The 17,386-nt window shown below is 71.5% G+C and carries 14 protein-coding genes; 9 read left to right on the forward strand and 5 right to left on the reverse strand.

Annotation, left to right across the window (positions count from 1 at the left end; genetic code table 11):
- Nucleotides 1-177 precede the first annotated feature (177 nt).
- From ACYUD3_RS17345 to ybaK, 4 genes are all read left to right on the forward strand, one after another.
- Nucleotides 178-1,755: an oxidoreductase gene (locus ACYUD3_RS17345; RefSeq protein WP_470970963.1), complete on the forward strand. Its 1,578-nt coding sequence runs from the start codon at nucleotides 178-180 to the stop codon at nucleotides 1,753-1,755.
- Between the two features lie 166 nt (nucleotides 1,756-1,921).
- Nucleotides 1,922-2,944 carry a hypothetical protein gene (locus ACYUD3_RS17350; RefSeq protein ID WP_470970463.1) on the forward strand — a complete coding sequence of 341 codons (1,023 nt, stop codon included), beginning with the start codon at nucleotides 1,922-1,924 and terminating at the stop codon, nucleotides 2,942-2,944.
- Between the two features lie 11 nt (nucleotides 2,945-2,955).
- Nucleotides 2,956-3,696, forward strand: a complete 741-nt coding sequence (locus tag ACYUD3_RS17355; RefSeq protein ID WP_470970465.1) for an LON peptidase substrate-binding domain-containing protein — start codon at nucleotides 2,956-2,958, stop codon at nucleotides 3,694-3,696.
- 12 nt (nucleotides 3,697-3,708) lie between these two features.
- Complete coding sequence (gene ybaK, locus ACYUD3_RS17360; protein ID WP_470970467.1) at nucleotides 3,709-4,206, forward strand: Cys-tRNA(Pro) deacylase; 498 nt, start codon at nucleotides 3,709-3,711, stop codon at nucleotides 4,204-4,206.
- 133 nt (nucleotides 4,207-4,339) lie between these two features.
- Here ybaK and ACYUD3_RS17365 read toward each other — a convergent pair whose 3' ends face one another.
- The 4 genes from ACYUD3_RS17365 to ACYUD3_RS17380 all read right to left on the reverse strand — a co-directional run bounded on the left by ACYUD3_RS17365 (nucleotide 4,340) and on the right by ACYUD3_RS17380 (nucleotide 8,349).
- Entirely contained in the window at nucleotides 4,340-4,975 is a 636-nt protein-coding gene (locus ACYUD3_RS17365) for an AAA family ATPase (protein WP_470970470.1), read from the reverse strand.
- A 104-nt stretch (nucleotides 4,976-5,079) separates the two neighbouring features.
- Nucleotides 5,080-5,901, reverse strand: coding sequence for an ABC transporter permease (locus tag ACYUD3_RS17370; protein ID WP_470970472.1), 822 nt, complete (start codon nucleotides 5,899-5,901; stop codon nucleotides 5,080-5,082).
- Nucleotides 5,902-6,049: 148 nt separating this feature from the next.
- Nucleotides 6,050-7,021 carry an ABC transporter ATP-binding protein gene (locus ACYUD3_RS17375; RefSeq protein WP_470970966.1) on the reverse strand — a complete coding sequence of 324 codons (972 nt, stop codon included), beginning with the start codon at nucleotides 7,019-7,021 and terminating at the stop codon, nucleotides 6,050-6,052.
- Nucleotides 7,022-7,164: 143 nt separating this feature from the next.
- Entirely contained in the window at nucleotides 7,165-8,349 is a 1,185-nt protein-coding gene (locus ACYUD3_RS17380) for an NYN domain-containing protein (RefSeq protein WP_470970475.1), read from the reverse strand.
- 222 nt (nucleotides 8,350-8,571) lie between these two features.
- Between ACYUD3_RS17380 and ACYUD3_RS17385 the strand changes: the two genes are divergently transcribed.
- Entirely contained in the window at nucleotides 8,572-8,745 is a 174-nt protein-coding gene (locus ACYUD3_RS17385; protein WP_470970477.1) for a hypothetical protein, read from the forward strand.
- Between the two features lie 123 nt (nucleotides 8,746-8,868).
- Here the strand turns inward: ACYUD3_RS17385 and dnaE are convergent, their stop codons facing one another.
- Nucleotides 8,869-12,408 (reverse strand): DNA polymerase III subunit alpha, encoded by a 3,540-nt coding sequence (gene dnaE, locus ACYUD3_RS17390; RefSeq protein WP_470970479.1) that lies wholly within the window; start codon nucleotides 12,406-12,408, stop codon nucleotides 8,869-8,871.
- Between the two features lie 196 nt (nucleotides 12,409-12,604).
- Between dnaE and ACYUD3_RS17395 the strand changes: the two genes are divergently transcribed.
- From ACYUD3_RS17395 to ACYUD3_RS17410, 4 genes are all read left to right on the forward strand, one after another.
- Entirely contained in the window at nucleotides 12,605-13,930 is a 1,326-nt protein-coding gene (locus ACYUD3_RS17395) for a DUF2252 domain-containing protein (protein ID WP_470970481.1), read from the forward strand.
- Between the two features lie 66 nt (nucleotides 13,931-13,996).
- Complete coding sequence (locus ACYUD3_RS17400; RefSeq protein ID WP_470970483.1) at nucleotides 13,997-14,698, forward strand: hypothetical protein; 702 nt, start codon at nucleotides 13,997-13,999, stop codon at nucleotides 14,696-14,698.
- Nucleotides 14,699-14,782: 84 nt separating this feature from the next.
- Nucleotides 14,783-15,592, forward strand: coding sequence for a thioredoxin domain-containing protein (locus ACYUD3_RS17405; RefSeq protein WP_470970484.1), 810 nt, complete (start codon nucleotides 14,783-14,785; stop codon nucleotides 15,590-15,592).
- Between the two features lie 74 nt (nucleotides 15,593-15,666).
- Complete coding sequence (locus tag ACYUD3_RS17410) at nucleotides 15,667-17,322, forward strand: alkaline phosphatase D family protein (RefSeq protein ID WP_470970487.1); 1,656 nt, start codon at nucleotides 15,667-15,669, stop codon at nucleotides 17,320-17,322.
- The last annotated feature ends 64 nt before the right edge of the window (nucleotides 17,323-17,386 follow it).

The following is a 17,386-nucleotide window of genomic DNA, read 5'->3' on the forward strand; positions in this document are numbered from 1 at the left end:
ATCGGGCGCCGGTCGGGCGTATCACCGAGTGATACACGCCTCACCCGCCACGGCGGCCCCGTGCGTCCCTCGTCACTCGTTCCGGTGACGGCGGAACCCGCAAGTCCGCCCTCACGTTCAGTGTTCGAGGGGTCACAGAACGGGCATGAACAGATGTACGAGAGAGGAGGGAAAGTGGTGACCGAGGGGGCCGGTTCGTACGCCAGGGATCTTCCGGAGGACCTGACCGCGGCCGAGGCGGGGCTGTGGCAGGCGTTCCGCAGCGGCAGTGTGTACGACCTGAGCTGCGGTGATCCGGTGGTGGACGACCCGCACGGCGCCCGCCCCTGGGGCGAGGGGCGCACGGTGCGGGCGCGGATCGTGGCCTGGCTGCTGCTGTCGGGGCCGCCCGCGCTGGCGGGCCGGGTCGCGTCGCTGAAGCTGGTCGGGGTCCGGGTGAGCGGCGCGCTGGACCTGGCGGGCGGCCGGGTCGTGCCGTACGTGGAGCTGCGGCGGTGCCGGTTCGACCGCGAACTGCTGCTGCCGGAGGCCAGGTTCGGGACGCTGCGGCTGGTGGACTGCGCGGTGCCGAGGCTGGAGGCGGCGCGGGTGCACACGGAGGGTGATCTGCATCTGCCGCGCTGCCGCTTCCCCGGCGGGGTCCGGCTGACGGACGCGCGGATAGGCACCGACCTGCTGCTGAACCAGGCGGTGGTGCACCGGGACCGCACGGGCAGGTCGGTCGTCGCGGACGGCCTGTCGGTCGGCCAGGACCTCCAGGCGGAGCTGCTGGAGTCCTACGGCGAGCTGAGCCTGCGCGGGGCGACGGTCGGGGTGTCGGTGAGCCTGCGCGGGGCCCGGCTGGGCAACGAGGAGGGCAGGTTCGCGCTGAACGCGCCGCAGCTGACGGTCGGGCGGACGCTGTATCTGACCCCGGCGGCGGCCGGCGGCCCCTTGGCGCTGAGCGGGGTGACGCCGGTGCGCGGGACGCGGGTGCGGCGCTTCGAGTGCCGGGGCGGGATGCGCCTGGACGACGGCCGGTTCGGGGACGCCGTGGACTTCCAGGGCGCCCGGTTCGTGCTCACCGACGACCAGGAGCTGTCGCTGCGGCGGGTGCACGCGCCGGAGCTGCGTTTCCTCGGGGAGCGTCCCGCGCGCGGGGCGGTGGTCCTCTCCGGGGCGCGGGTGGTCACCCTGATCGACCGGGCGAACGCCTGGCCGGGCCCGGGCCGGCTGCACATGGGCGGCTTCGGCTACGAGAACCTGGTCCCGCAGGGCCCGTTCCCGCTGGCCGAGCGGCTGCGCTGGGTCATGGCGGCGACGGCGGAGTACGCGCCGGAGCCGTACGAGCGGCTGGCGGCGGTGCTGCGCGCGGGCGGTGAGGACGAGGACGCGCGCGAGGTGCTGCTCGCCAAGCAGCGCCACCGCCGCGAGACCCTGCCCCCGGCGGCGAAGCTCTGGGGGTACGCACAGGACTGGACGGTCGCCTACGGGTACCGCCCCGGCCGGGCGGCGGTGTGGATGGCGGTCTTATGGGCGGCGGGCTCGGTCGCCTTCGCGCACGCGCCGCACGAGCACGCGGGCGACGGCCACCCGCAGTGGAACCCGGCGCTGTACGCCCTGGACCTGCTGCTCCCGGTGATCGACCTCGGGCAGGCCGCGCACTGGGACCTCGGCGGGGGCTGGCAGTGGGCGACCGCCGGGATGATCCTGGCGGGCTGGATCCTGGCGACGTCGGTGGCGGCGGGGGCGACCCGGCTGCTCCAGCGGAACTGAGGGAGGGACAGTGCGCCGACACCTCCCGCCCAGCTCCGGGACACCCCCCGCCCAGCGGCCGTACAGTGCACCGACAGTCACCTTTTACGTTCCCTTGACCTATCGGCGTACAACTTTCCATTGGTTCGGCGCTACCCCTGGCGCAGCGTCGACCAGCGGCTTTTCAATGGTCGGCACCATGGCTCTGCTGCCCCTGTTCAACCGCCCGCCCCGCGCCCCCAAAGGCGCGGTGCCGCTCGCTGCGGCCGGTCTGCCGGCCGATGACGAGATGCTGCTCGACGCCCCCGAAGAGATGCTCGCGCCCGCGCTGGTCGCGGCCGGGCGCGGCGAGCACAGACCGGCGGCGCGGCTCCTGGCGGCGACCCGCGCGCGGCGCGACTGGGAGGGCCGCGACCGGTGCGCCGTACGGCTGGCGGCGTTCGCGGACGCCCGCCCCGAGTGGTTCGAGGCGTGGCGGACGGCGGCCCCCCGCGACCCGGACGTCCTGCTGGTCGCCGCCCAGCTCGCGGTCCGCCGGGCCTGGCGCTCCCCCGCGCGCGCGGAGCTGCTGCGCGAGGTCAGCCCCCTGATCACGGCCGCCGCGGGGAGCTGGGAGCTGGACCCGGTCCCCTGGCGGATCGCCCTGGACCACGCGCGCGGCGCGGCCTGCGGCCACAAGTACTTCGGCGAACTGTGGGAGGCGGCCGTCCGCCGGGACCCGCACCACCTCGGCTGCCATGTCGCCGCCCTGCGCTACCTCGCGTCGTCCTGGCACGGCTCGCACGTCGAGTGCTTCGACTTCGCCGACCGCGCCGCCCAGGACGCGCCCGCCCGCTCGCTGCTCCAGGCGCTGCCCGCGCTCGCCGCGTTCTCCTACCTCACCGACGGCTGCGGCCCCGAGATCCCGCGCGCCCGCCTCGACGCGGCGGCCGACCGCGCGCTCGTGCTGTCCGCTCTGCTGCCCTCCGCCGACGCCCGCCCCGCCGAGATCCGCAACCTCCTCGTGTACGTCCTCACCCGCCTCGGCCGCCGCGAGGACGCCCTCGTCCAGCTGCGGCTGCTCGGCCCGTACGTCACCTCGTTCCCCTGGGACCGGCTCTCCGACGACCCCCTCGCGCACTTCCTGGCCGTGCGCGACGACGTGCGCCACGGCCGTCCCGCGCGTCCGGCCGGTGGGCACGGCGGACATACCACCGCCCCGGGCCATTAGGCTTCTGCGCCGTGACCACCGTGCGTCTGCCGCTCTTCCCGCTGAACTCCGTGCTGTTCCCGGGGCTCGTGCTGCCGCTGAACGTCTTCGAGGAGCGGTACCGCGCCATGATGCGCGAACTGCTGAAGACCCCCGAGGACGAGCCGCGCCGGTTCGCCGTCGTCGCCATCCGCGACGGCCATGAGGTCGCCCCCGCCGCGCCCGGCCTGCCCGACCCGGCGACGCTCCCCGAGCGCGGCCCGATGGCCGGCTTCGGCCCCGACCCCCTCAAGGCCTTCCACGCGGTCGGCTGCGTCGCCGACGCGGCGACCGTCCGGGAGCGGCCCGACGGCAGCTTCGAGGTGCTCGCCACCGGGACGACCCGGGTGCGCCTGGTGTCCGTCGACACCTCGGGCCCCTTCCTCACCGCCGAGCTGGAGGAGCTGCCCGAGGAGTCCGGGGAGGGCGCGGCGGCGCTGGCCGAGGGGGTGCTGCGGGCGTTCCGCCAGTACCAGAAGCGCCTGGCGGGCGCGAGCGAGCGGTCCCTGTCGTCGGGCATGGACCTCCCCGACGAACCGGCCGTGGTGTCCTACCTGGTGGCCGCCGCCGTCATGCTGGACACCCCCACCAAGCAGCGCCTCCTCCAGGCCCCCGACATGGCCTCCCGGCTGCGTGACGAGCTGAAGCTCCTGCGCACCGAGACCGCGATCATCCGCAACCTGCCGTCCCTGCCCGCGTCCGAGCTGACGCGCAGCCCGACGAGCCTGAACTGAAGGTGCCGGTACGTGGCGAAGAAGCCGAGGAAACAGTCCGGCGGAACCCCGGCGACGGTCGCGCTGACGGCGGCCGGGGTGGCGTACACGGTGCATTCCTACGACCATGACCCCGCCCACCCCTCCTACGGCGACGAGGCCGCCGAAGCCATGGGGGTGGCGCCGGAGCGGGTGTTCAAGACGCTGGTCGCCGATGTCGACGGGGCGCTGACCGTCGCCGTCGTCCCCGTCGCCGGGACCCTGGACCTCAAGGCGCTCGCCTCGGCGGTCGGCGGCAAGAAGGCGGCGATGGCCGACCCGGCGCTCGCCGAGCGGACGACGGGCTACGTCCTGGGCGGCATCTCCCCCCTGGGCCAGCGCAAGCGGCTCCCGACCGTCCTGGACGCCTCCGCCGGCGCCCACCCCACGATCTGCGTCTCGGCCGGCCGCCGGGGACTGGAGGTCGAACTGGCCCCGGCGGACCTGGCGACGCTCACCGGCGCGGTGCTGGCGCCCATCGGGCGTGCGTGAGGGGTCGACGTACCGCCGTGCCTGCGTTAAGCACGGAAGGCATGTCGAAGCGAACCCGCAAGCGGAAGTGGCGGATCAAGAAGCGCCGGGCGAACCACGGGAGGAAACCGGCGTAGGCCCTCGCTGACGGGGCCTACAGGTCGTACTGCTCGTACGGCGGCTCAGGGTCGCGCGGCCCGAACAGCCCCGTCAGCCCCAGATGGATCAGCAGCGCGGCCAGCGACCATGCCAGCAGCGCCCCCTTGGCGCCGAGTTTCAGGGGCGCCGAGAACGTGACGCCCTTGCCCGCGGACTTGGCGTGCGCGATGACGTCCTGCGCGGGCCCGAGCCAGACGCCGAGCCGCCAGGCGAGCAGCGAGCCGAGCAGCCCCCCGAGGGCGAGCCCCACGACGAGAGGGATGCCGCCGGTGCGACGCCACAGGAAGACGGCGACGCCGGTGACGGCACCGAAGGCGAGGCCCAGGAGGGTGAACGTTCCGTCGACCCCGATCGCCTGCTCGCCCTCGCTGTCCTTCAGGTACACGACCCAGCTGCCGTCGGACTGGTCCCCGACGAGCGGCACGCGCGGCGCGAGCCACAGCCAGAGCAGGCCCAGGAGCACCCCGAGAACCGCCACCCCGACGGTCACGACGGCGGCGTCCCGCAGATCGGCCCTGAGCGCCGGAGCGGGCGCGCCCTCGGCACCGGCGCCTCCCGGGGCGGGCGGCGGCCAGTCCCCCGGCGAGGACGGTTCGTGCGGCGGCGGAGGCGGAGTCAGCGGAGCGGTCACCCTGACATCGTGCCAGGCCCGCGTGAGCGCCGCCGCACCGGACGGGGAGGAGAGGAGCCTGTGCGGCGGGGCCGCGGATCGGCACAGCCCCCGCCGGCCCCCTCCTACCGCACCGCCGCCCTCCGATAAGCCCACGTCGCCACCGCCAGCGAAACGCCCCCCACCCCGGCGCACACCGCCAGGTCGCCGAGGACGAGCGCCCAGTCCGGCCGCTCGGCGAACGTCCGGGCCAGCGCCTCCACCCCGTACGTCGACGGCAGCAGATCCCGCAGGAACCGCACCGCCTCCGGCATCCGGTCCGGCGGCAGCACCCCCAGCAGCAGCGCGGCCGACATCCCCAGCTGCCCGAGGACGGTCGCCAGCTCCGGCCGCGGCGCGAGCAGCCCGAACGCCGCCCCCAGCCCCGCCAGCGCGGCCCCCGCCAGCGGGATCACGGCGACCAGCACCCACAGATGCGTGAACGGCAGCCCGAACAGCACACACCCGAACACCGCGGTGACGACGGTCCCCGGCACGGTGAACGACGCGTACGCCCCCGCCGCCCCCAGCACCACCGCCGCCGGCGGCACCGGCAGCGTGGCGTAGTGGTCGAGCCCCCCGCTGGCCCGCAGCTGCCCGAAGTACTGCGCGAGCAGATTCAGCGCGACGAACGCGACGACCAGGACGGCGGACCCGGCGACGACCGCCTCGGCCTCGCTGCCCCCCTCGACGACGCCGCGCATCATGATGAGGATGCCGACCGACTGGAAGGTCGCCACGAACAGCAGCGGTATCCGCGCGACCCGCGCCCGGGACAGCTGGGCCCGGTACACGGCGACGAGCGACGGCCACAGCCGCGCCCGCGGCCCCAGTTCGGCCGTCGCGCGGACCGTCTCGCCCACGGCAGGCCCGGCCCCCGGAAGCACCTCGGCGGGTACGACACTCACGTGACGCTGCTCCTCTTCTCCGCGGCCCTCGCACCGTCCCGTACGGACCGCACGGTCCCCCCGCTCATCCTGCCCGAGCGGAAAACCACATCCTGACCGGACCCGGCGCGAAGGCACCGGGCCGATGGACCCACGGCCCCCCGCCCCCTCACGCCTTCACCAGCCCCTGCCGGGCCGCCCCGCCCAGCGCCAGGTACACGTCCTCGAGGCTCGGCGTCGCCAGCGTGAAGTCGTCCAGGGCCGCGAACGCCGCGCCCCCGGTCACCGTCGACACCACCGCCCGCGCCTCCTCCGGCGCCAGCCGCAGGGTCCAGCGGCGGCCCGACTCGACCGCCCGCTCGCGCAGCGCGGCCACCTCGGGCACGTCCAGGGGGACCCGGTCGCGCCAGACGAGCTCGACCCGGACCTCCCCGGCGACCTGCTCCTTCAGCCCCGAGGGGGTGTCGCAGGCGATGACGCGGCCCCGGTCGAGGACGGCGACCCGGTCGAGGACGGTCTCGGCCTCGATGACGTTGTGGGTGACGAGCAGCACCGTCGTCCCCCGCTCCGCGCGCCGGCGGTCGACGGCCGACCACACGGCCCGCCGCGCCACCGGGTCCATCCCGGTCGTCGGCTCGTCGAGGACCAGCAGCGGCCGCTCCCCCACCAGCGCGGTGGCGAAGCAGGCGAGCCGCCGCTGCCCCCCGGACAGCTTGCGCAGCGGACGCGCGGCGAGCGGGGTCAGCCCCAGTTCCTCGAGGACCGCGTCGCGCTCGGCGCGGGCCGCGCGGACGTCGAGGCCGCGCAGCCGGGCGGTCGTCTCGGCGGCGAGGGAGACCGTCAACTCGTCGAGCGCGGTGGACTCCTGACCGAGATACGCCAGCAGCCGGGCCGCCCGCTCGGGGTGTCTGACGATGTCGTGCCCGAGGATCTCGACGGTCCCGGAGTCGGGCCGCATCAGCCCGGTCAGCTGCCGGACGAGAGTCGATTTACCGGCGCCGTTGGGCCCGAGGAGGCCGAAGATCTCACCCCGGTGGATGTCCAGCCGTACGTCGTCGGTGGCGCGCACCTCGGGGGTCCCGGGTGCCCCGCGCCGGCCGCGGACGGCCCGGTAGGTCTTGGTCAGCCCGCGCGCGCACACGACCGCTTCGGTGCGATGGACTTCCGGTGTCGCGCGCGTACTCACAAGGGACGAGAGTACGGGGTCGGCGCGGCCCGCTCGCGCTCGGGTCGCCCGCTCACCCGGCGCCGGACCGTGCCCCGGGGCTCACTCGAAGCCGGCCCTCACTCCTGCGCGGGCTCCCGCTCCGGTCCCGTCCGTACGTCGATCTCGCGCCAGAACCCCGCCCGGATCGCGTACCGGTCGTGCTCGTCGATCTGGTCGTCCTTGTGCGCGAGGAGGCCGAACCGGGCGGCGTAGCGCAGCAGTTCGCCGTCGATGCGGTGCGGGACGCGGGGGTACATGACGGAGAGCTTCTGGAGGTGGACCTGGTCGCCGAGGCGGGCGGTCCAGCGGCGGGCGAAGACCTGGCCGACCTCGTAGGGGTCACCGCCGACGGTGGTGATGTCCTCCTCGCGGTCGGCCCAGCGCTGCTCGGCGGTGGTCAGCTGGGCGAGCGTCGGCATGGCGGTGGCCTCGGCGGGCTCGGCGGCGCCGGGGCGGTCGACCCAGCCCTTGTCGGAGGACCAGCGCAGGGTCGCGGTCGGCTGGGGCGGCGGCTGGCTGCCGGCGCGCAGGGCGGCGAGGTCCTTGGGGGTGGGGATGCCCTTGGGCGCGGGCACCCGCTCGGCGGACCCGTTCTGCGCGGCGGGCTCCTCCTTCTCCTGCGGCTCGGGCAGGGGCGCGTGGGCGGGCGGCGCGGAGAGGATCGCGGCGATCTCGGGCCGCGGCACGGGCGGCGGCGCGCACACCCCGCCGAGCTCCTTGGCCCGGACGGCTTTGGTGATCCAGGTGCGGTCCAGCACGCGCCGCTCGTCGGCCTCCCCGACGAGGTCCTCGGACTGGTTGTAGTCCCCGTCGGCGGCCTGCACCGCCCACAGGTGCACGGCGACCCCGTGCTCCTTGGCGGCCATCATCCCCGGCAGCAGATCGCCGTCGCCGGTCACCAGCACCACGTCGGAACAGGCGCGGTTGCGGGCGAGTTCGGTGAGTTCGGCGTGCATCGCGGCGTCGACGCCCTTCTGCGCCCAGCGGCCGTCGCTTCGGGTCAGGGCGCCGAGACGGACGGTGACCCTGGACATGACGCGAAGTCGACGGTGCTCGGGCTGGGGGACGCGGTCGGGGGCGCCGTCGAACCAGTAGATGCGCAGCAGGGGGCGTTCGGTGTCGGACTCGGCCTGTTCTCGCAGGCCTTGGACGAGGGCGCTGTGGTCGACGGTGATGCGGGAGCGCGAGGGGTCGCCGGCGAGGAGGCTTGCGGCGGCCCCGAGCAGATACCCGGCGTCCACCAGGACGATGCAGCGGTCCACGCGACTCACCCTCTTCCCGGGAGGTTTGCTTCGGGCTTCCTTCGAGTCTGCCCGACCACACGGGGGTTAACGGCCGGAACTGGATCTTCGGCGTGGCGTTTCGGGACATTCCGCCCCACCGCTCTTTGTCACACAGCGCGATGATCCGAAATGCGGCTTGTCTCCGCCTATGTGAGGCTGAGGGCGGCCCTGGCCCCTAGTCCCCGCAGGAGGCAGATCCCCATGGCCAAGCACAAGAAACACCACCGCAGCCAGGAATCCCAGTCGTCGCAGGCGGAGCGCGGCCAAGAGCAGGCGCAGACGTCATCGATGGAGGAGCGCTCCAAGAACGCGGCGCAGGCCAGCCCCATGGACATGGCCCGCAAGCACCGCGAGCGCCGGTTCGGCCACAACTGACATCCGAGGAACGGGCCGTAGCGGCCCAGGCACACCGAGGGGCGCACCCGGAACCGGATGCGCCCCTCATATGCGTCCGCACGACCCCTGCACGGGGCCTGTACGGGCCTCTTGGTAAGCCGGTCAGCCCGCCAGGCAGGACGGGCCGAGCAGCACCTTCAAGTCACCGAACAGCGCCGGATCCGGCTTCACCCGGTGCCGGTCGAGCCGCAGCACCGTCGTCTTCGTCGGCCCCTGGAGCCTGATCCGCACCTCGCTGTCGCCCTTGTGATGGGAGAGGATCTCGCCGAGGCGGCTGATCATCGGCGGGGTGACGCGGGTGGCCGGGATGGTGAGGACGACGGGCGCGTTGGTGCCGGCCATGGAGAGGTCGGGGACCGCCAGTTCCATCGCGACCAGCCGGGGCACGTCCTCGCGCTTGTCGAGCCGGCCCTTGACGAAGACCACGGCGTCCTCGACAAGCTGGGTGGAGATCAACTGGTAGGTCGCGGGGAAGAACATGCACTCGATGGAGCCCGCGAGGTCCTCGACGGTGGCGATCGCCCAGGCGTTGCCCTGCTTGGTCATCTTGCGCTGGAGGCCGGAGATGATCCCGCCGATCGTGACGACCGCGCCGTCCGCGTGCTCCCCGCCGGTGAGCTGGGAGATGCCCGCGTCGGCCTTGTCGGACAGGACGTGTTCGAGGCCGAAGAGGGGGTGGTCGGAGACGTACAGACCGAGCATCTCCCGCTCCTGCGCGAGGAGATACGTCTTCTCCCACTCCTCGGTGGTGAACTGCACGTCGAGGCCGAAGCCGGGCTCGTCGGTCTGCTCCTCGCCCATCCCGCCGAAGAGGTCGAACTGCCCCTCGGCCTCCTTGCGCTTGACCGCGACCACGTTGTCGATCATCGGGTCGAAGTGCGCGGTGAGCCCCTTGCGGGTGTGCCCGAGGGAGTCGAAGGCGCCCGCCTTGATCAGCGACTCCGTGGTCCGCTTGTTGCAGGCGACCGCCTCGACCTTGTCGAGGTAGTCCGGGAACGAGGCGTACTTCCCCTTGGCCTTGCGGCTGCGGATGATCGACTCGACGACGTTGGTGCCGACGTTACGGACGGCCTCCAGGCCGAAGAGGATGACGTCGTCACCCTGCGCGGCGAAGTTGTGCACCGACTCGTTGACGTTCGGCGGGAGCACCTTGATGCCCATGCGGCGGCATTCGTTGAGGTAGACGGCCGACTTGTCCTTGTCGTCCTTGACCGAGGTGAGCAGCCCGGCCATGTACTCGGCGGGGTGGTTGGCCTTGAGGTAGGCGGTCCAGTAGGAGACCAGGCCGTACGCGGCGGAGTGCGCCTTGTTGAAGGCGTAGCCGGCGAACGGGACCAGGACGTCCCACAGGGACTGGATCGCCTCGTCGCTGTAGCCGTTCTTCTGGGCGCCGGCCTGGAAGATGGTGAAGTTCTTCGCCAGCTCGTCGGGCTTCTTCTTGCCCATCACGCGGCGCAGGATGTCGGCCTCGCCGAGCGAGTAGCCGGCGATGATCTGGGCGGCCTTCTGGACCTGCTCCTGGTAGACGATCAGGCCGTAGGTGACCGCGAGGACCTCTTCGAGGGGCTCCTCCAGCTCCTTGTGGATCGGCGTGATCTCCTGCTGCTTGTTCTTGCGCAGCGCGTAGTTGGTGTGCGAGTCCATGCCCATCGGGCCGGGACGGTAGAGCGCCGAGACGGCGGAGATGTCTTCGAAGTTGTCGGGCTTCATCAGCCGCAGCAGGGACCGCATGGGCCCGCCGTCGAACTGGAACACGCCCAGGGTGTCACCGCGCTGGAGGAGATCGAAGGTCTTCGGGTCGTCGAGCGGCAGTGCCAGCAGGTCGAGGTCGATGCCCTTGTTGGACTTCACCATCTTGACGGCGTCGTCCATGATCGTCAGGTTGCGCAGGCCCAGGAAGTCCATCTTCAGCAGGCCGAGCGACTCGCACTGCGGATAGTCCCACTGGGTGATGGTCACGCCGTCGGTGTGGCGCACCCAGATCGGCGCGTGGTCGACGATCGGCTCGCTGGACATGATCACGCCGGCCGCGTGGACACCCATCTGCCGGACCAGCCCCTCGACGCCCTTGGCGGTGTCGATGACCTTCTTGACGTCCGGTTCGTTCTCGTACATCCCTCGGATCTCGCCCGCCTCGCTGTAGCGGGGGTGCGAGGGGTTGGTGATGCCGTCGAGGTCGATGCCCTTGCCGAGGACGTCGGCGGGCATCGCCTTGGTGAGGCGGTCGCCCATGGCGTACGGGTAGCCCAGGACGCGCGCGGAGTCCTTGATGGCGTTCTTGGCCTTGATCTTGCCGTAGGTGCCGATCATGGCGACCTTGTCGGAGCCGTACTTCTCCGTCACGTACCGGATCACCTCGACGCGCCTGCGCTCGTCGAAGTCGATGTCGACGTCGGGCATGGAGATGCGCTCGGGGTTCAGGAACCGCTCGAAGATCAGGCCGTGCGGGATCGGGTCGAGGTCGGTGATGCCCATGGCGTAGGCGACGATCGAACCGGCCGCCGAACCACGCCCGGGGCCCACCGCGATGCCCTGCTTCTTGGCCCACATGATGAAGTCGGCGACGACCAGGAAGTAGCCGGGGAAGCCCATCGAGATGATGGTGTCCATCTCGTACTCGACCTGCTTCATCCGGTCGTCCGGGATGCCGCCGGGGAAGCGGCGGTCCATCCCGCGCATGGTCTCCTCGCGGAACCAGGAGACCTCGGTGTAGCCCTCGGGGATGTCGAACTTCGGCATGAGGTTCTTCTCCACGAACATGCCCGTGGTGTCGACCATCTCCGCGATGAGGAGCGTGTTGGCGCAGCCCTCCTGCCAGGCGTCCGAGGAGTCGATGGCGTACATCTCGTCGGTGGACTTCAGGTAGTAGCCGGTGCCGTCGAACTTGAAGCGGTCCGGGTCGGAGAGGTTCTTGCCGGTCTGGATGCACAGCAGCGCGTCGTGGGCGGTCGCCTCGTGCGCGTACGTGTAGTGCGAGTCGTTGGTGACCAGCGGGGGGATGCCGAGCTTCTTGCCGATCTCCAGGAGGCCGTCGCGGACCCGGTGCTCGATGTCGATGCCGTGGTCCATCAGTTCCAGGAAGTAGCGGTCCTTGCCGAAGATGTCCTGGTAGTCGGCGGCGGCCTTGAGCGCCTCGTCGAAGTGGCCGAGCCGCAGCCGGGTCTGCACCTCGCCGGAGGGGCAGCCGGTGGAGGCGACGATGCCCTCCGACCACTGGGAGATGGTCTCCTTGTCCATCCGGGGCCACTTCTGGAGCCAGCCCTCGGCGTAGGCGTCGGAGGAGAGCCGGAAGAGGTTGTGCAGACCGGTGGAGTTCACCGCCCACATCGTCTTGTGCGTGTAACCGCCGGAGCCGGAGATGTCGTCCCGCTTCTGGTGCGGCTGGCCCCAGAGGATCTTGCGCTTGTTGCGGCGGGACTCGGGGGCGACGTACGCCTCGATGCCGATGATGGGCGTGATGCCCGATTTCTTCGCGGTGTGGAAGAAGTCGTACGCGCCGTGCAGGTTGCCGTGGTCGGACATCGCGATGTGGGTCATGCCCATCTCGTTGCACGCGTTGAACATGTCCTTCAGCCGCGCGGCACCGTCCAGCAGGGAGTACTGGGTGTGGACGTGCAGGTGCGTGAACGGCGGCTTTGACACGGCTTGGCCTCCTGGCGGGAACGGCTGACGGCGGGCGGGCGCGGTGGTCTGGGGGTCGGCGTGAAGTCTATGCCTCGGCGCTGACACTCGCGGGCTCCGGCCACGTACCTTCCACGGGCGGGCACTTCTCGGCGGGCCCGCCCGTTGAGTCGGCAGAAACGCTGTCGAACACGTACGCACCAGGAGGCACCCGGCGATGTCGGTCACCCAGCTCAAGGACGAGCAGCGCGGCGAGGAGATCCTCGCCGTCTTCGACACCGCGTTCGGCCGCCTCCTGGCCGCCGACCCGGCCGCGTTCCGCGTGAAGTTCCGCAAGATGGCGGCGTCGGCGTTCGCGTTCTACCGGGGCACGGCGGCGCTTTTCTACCACGACCTGGCTTCTGAGAAGCACGGCGGCCCGTACCTGGACGACCGCACGGCCCGCGTATGGATCCACGGCGACCTGCACGCGGAGAACTTCGGCACGTACATGGACTCGAACGGCCGCCTGGTGTTCAACGTGAACGACTTCGACGAGGCGTACGTCGGCCCCTTCACCTGGGACCTGAAGCGCTTCGCCGCCTCCATCGCCCTCGTCGGCTACGCCAAGGCGCTCAGCGACGAGCAGATAGGCGAGCTGGTCGGCGTCTACGCGGACGCCTACCGCGAGCGCATCCACGCGCTGGCGACCGGCGCGAAGAGTGACGAGGTCCCGCCCTTCACCCTCGACACCGCCGAGGGCCCCCTCCTGGACGCCCTGCGCGACGCCCGCTCCCTGACCCGCTTCGAACTGCTCGACTCCATGACGGAGATCCGCGACTTCGAGCGCCGCTTCGCCCCGGGCGGCGGCTCGATCGAGCTGGACGCGGCGACGCGCTACAAGGTGCTCGCCGCCTTCGACGGCTACCTGGAGACGCTCCCGGACTCCTCCCTGACCCGCCCGGACTCGTACCGCGTGAAGGACGTGGTCGGCAGGAGGGGTATCGGCATCGGCTCGGCCGGACTCCCCTCGTACAACATCCTCCTGGAGGGCCACAGCGACGCCCTGGAGAACGACGTCGTCATCTACATCAAGCAGGCCCAGACCCCGGCGGTCTCCCGGCATGTGACCGACCCCGCGATCCGGGAGTACTTCGCGCACGAGGGGCACCGCACGGTGATCTCCCAGCGCGCCCTCCAGGCGCACGCCGACCCGTGGCTGGGCTGGACCGAGCTGGACGGCGCGGGCCAGCTGGTCGCGGAGGTGTCGCCGTACGCGGTGGATCTGGACTGGAGCGACATCGACGACCCCGAGGAGATCGCGGCGGTCGTCGCGGACCTCGGCAGGGCCACGGCGGCGATGCACGCGGCGGCCGACGACACCTCCGGCGAGTCCCTGGTCCCGTTCTCCACCGAACGCGCCATCGACGCGGCGATCGCGGCCGACGAGGAGGGTTTCGCGCCCCTCCTGGTGGACTTCGCGCACACCTACGGCACCCGCGCGCGGGCCGACCACCAGATCTTCGTGGACCTGTTCCGCAACGGCCGGATACCGGGTCTGTAAACCTGGGCCGCTCACAGTCACCCTTTAGGGGTGCCTTACGGCGCCGCGTGACACACTGCCTGTGCTATGGACATATCCGGGACCCGACTCAGAGCCGTGCGCGCGGCGCTGTTCACGGCACTCGTCGTGACGCTCAGCACCGCGTCGCACGTCCTGCTGTCCCGGGCCCCGCTCCCGCTGAACACGGTGGCCGCCGTGGCGGTCACCGTCTTCCTCCTCGCCTACGCCCTGGCGGGCCGCGAGCGGGGCTTCGGCCGCATAGCCGCCCTCCTGATCCCCCTGGAGCTGGCGGCCGACACGGTCTTCACCACCGGCCAGCACATCTGCTACGGCCCCGCCGGCGGCCCGGTCACCGGCCCGCTGCGCTCGGTCGGCTGGAACGTCCTGTGCGGCGACGGCACCACGGTCGGCACCCGTCTGGCCCACGTCACGGGAACGAACCCGGAACAGGTCACCCGCGCCCTGGCCGACACGAACCCGACGACGGCCTGGCTCCTGCTGGCCGCGCACATAACGGTGGGCCTGACGGCGGCGGCCTGGCTGCGCAAGGGCGAACGAGCCCTGACCCAGCTCCTGAGGGCGGCCACGGCGACGACGTTCCGCCCCCTGCTGCTGGCGGTGGCGGCGACGAGCCACCCCCGCCCGAAGTCGCAGACCCCCCGCCGCCCGCACACCCCCCGCCGCACCCGCCGGATCCGCGACCTCCTCCTGTCCCACTCCCTGGGCCGAAGGGGACCCCCGCGCGGAGCACTGGCCCACGCGATCTGAGCGCGAGCCACAAGGCACCCCACAGACCATTGAGCGCCCCCTTCCGGCTTCCGGCTGGGCGCACCCACAGGGAGACCAAGAACCATGAGCAAGCGCAACAGCCAGGCGGCGAAGAACGCGGCCCGCGAACGACTGCGCGAGGAGCGCGCCCGCCAGGCCCAGAAGGCGAAGGTCAGGCGCCAGCTGATAGTCGGCGCGTCGGCGATAGCCGTGCTGGCGGCGGCCGGGGGGATCAGTTATGCGGTGATCCAGGCGAACAAGCCCGACCACTGGGAGGCCGCGAAGAGCGGCACGGTTGTCGCCCCGGCCAACACCAGCGGCAAGAACGGTACGACGGTCGTCATCGGCAAGGACACCGCGAAGAAGACCCTCAAGATCTACGAGGACCCTCGCTGCCCGGTCTGCGCCCGGTTCGAGCAGACCGTCGGCACCACGCTGAAGAAGGACATCGACGACGGCAAGTTCAAGTTCCAGTACGTCGGCGCCACCTTCATCGACAACAAGGACAACGGCGAGGGCTCCAAGAACGCCCTCAGCGCCCTCGGCGCCGCGCTGAACGTCAGCCCCGAGGCGTTCCTTGAGTACAAGACCGCGATGTACTCGACGAAGTGGCACCCGGACGAGACCAGCGACAAGTTCAAGAACGACAGCTACCTCCTGGAGATAGCCGACACGGTCCCCGCGCTCAAGGGCAACACGGCGTTCCAGGACGCCGTCAAGAAGGGCACGTACGACGCCTGGGCGATGGCCATGTCGAAGACGTTCGACGACAACAAGGAGGGTGTGCAGGGCACCCCCGGTTTCGTCATGGACGGCAAGCAGCTCAACAACGGCTCGCCGATGCTGACGGTGGCCGACTTCAACAGCGTGGTCGACGCGGCGCTCAAGGCGTAACCGGTGAACAACTGGCGGGCGGACTTCACCAGTCCGCCCGCCTGCGTTCATACCCATCAGTAACCTGAGGGTTCGTGACCACACCGCAGAGAGCCACCCACGAGTCCCTCACCCCTCGCCGCCGCACTGTCGTCAAGGCCGCGGCGGCGACCGCCGTCCTAGCCGGTCCGCTGGCCGCCGCCCTCCCGGCACGCGCCGCCGACACGGCCCCCGCGTTCCTGCACGGCCTCGCCTCCGGCGACCCGCTCGCCGACGGCGTCCTGCTGTGGACCCGCGTGACCCCCACCGCCGAGGCGCTCCCCGGCTCAGGGCTCGGCCCGGACACCGAGGTCACGTGGGTGATAGCCCGTGACAAGGCCCTCACGGACATCGCCGCGCGGGGCACCGTCACCACCACCGCCGCCTCCGACCACACGGTCAAGGCGGATGTCCGCGGCCTCACCCCGGCCACCGACTACTGGTTCCGCTTCTCGGCAGGCGGCACGGACTCCCCTGTCGCGCACACCCGTACGGCCCCGGCCGCCGACGCGTCCGTCGCGGGCCTGCGGTTCGGTGTGGTCACCTGCGCCAACTGGGAGGCGGGGTACTTCTCCTCGTACCGGCACCTCGCCGCGCGGAACGACCTGGACGCCTGGCTCCACCTCGGGGACTACATCTACGAGTACGGCACCGGCGAGTACGGCACCCGGGGCACGGTGGTGAGACCGCACGTCCCCACCCACGAGATCATCACCCTCGCCGACTATCGCGCCCGCCACGGCAACTACAAGACGGACACCGACCTCCAGTCCCTGCACGCGAAAGCCCCGGTCATCGCGATCTGGGACGACCACGAGTTCGCCGACAACTCCTGGTCCGGCGGCGCCGAGAACCACACCGAGGGCGCGGAAGGCACCTGGACGGCCCGCCAGGCGGCCGCGAAACAGGCCTACTTCGAGTGGATGCCGGTCCGCCCCGCCCTGGAGGGCACGACCTACCGCCGCCTGCGCTTCGGCAAACTGGCCGACCTCTCCCTCCTGGACCTGCGCTCCTTCCGCTCCCAGCAGGCCAAGGCGGGCAGCGGCAAGGTCGACGACCCCGACCGCACGATCACAGGCCGGGCCCAACTCGACTGGCTCAAGGCCGGCTTGAAGTCCTCCGACACGACATGGCGCCTGGTCGGCAACTCGGTGATGATCGCCCCCTTCGCGATCGGCTCCCTGGCAGCGGACCTCCTGAAACCCTTGTCGAAACTCCTCGGCCTCCCCCAGGAGGGCCTGGCCCTGAACACCGACCAGTGGGACGGCTACACGGACGACCGCCGCGAACTCCTGGCCCACCTCCGCACCAACGCCATCACCAACACCGTCTTCCTCACCGGCGACATCCACATGTCCTGGGCCAACGACGTCCCCGTGGACGCCGGCACCTACCCCCTCTCCCCCTCCGCCGCCACCGAGTTCGTCATCACCTCGGTCACCTCGGACAACCTGGACGACCTGACGAACGCCCCCGAGGGTGTCATCTCGGCCCTGGCCGCACCGGTCATCCGCGCGGCCAACCGCCATGTCCACTGGGTGGACACCGACCGCCACGGGTACGGCGTCCTCGACCTCACGCCGGCCCGCGCGCAGATGGACTATTACACGCTCTCGGACAAGACGAAGCAGAGCGCGACGTCCGCCTGGTCGCGCTCCTACCGCACTTTGACGGGCAGTCAGAAGGTCGAGCGGACCTACGATCCGGTGTAACGCCCACTCGATCATTTACCATTCCTTGACCTTTTCGAACACGCAAGCGGGCTACGGTCGTGAC

The organism is Streptomyces sp. AMJ-169, from assembly GCF_055597585.1.

What these genes read in the sequence shown, in the direction of transcription:
- ACYUD3_RS17385 (WP_470970477.1), top strand. Translation starts at nt 8,572, where the DNA reads ATGGCCAAGCACAAGAAACACCACCGCAGCCAGGAATCCCAGTCGTCG.
- ACYUD3_RS17395 (WP_470970481.1), top strand. Translation starts at nt 12,605, where the DNA reads ATGTCGGTCACCCAGCTCAAGGACGAGCAGCGCGGCGAGGAGATCCTC.
- ACYUD3_RS17350 (WP_470970463.1), top strand. Translation starts at nt 1,922, where the DNA reads ATGGTCGGCACCATGGCTCTGCTGCCCCTGTTCAACCGCCCGCCCCGC.
- ACYUD3_RS17400 (WP_470970483.1), top strand. Translation starts at nt 13,997, where the DNA reads ATGGACATATCCGGGACCCGACTCAGAGCCGTGCGCGCGGCGCTGTTC.
- ACYUD3_RS17405 (WP_470970484.1), top strand. Translation starts at nt 14,783, where the DNA reads ATGAGCAAGCGCAACAGCCAGGCGGCGAAGAACGCGGCCCGCGAACGA.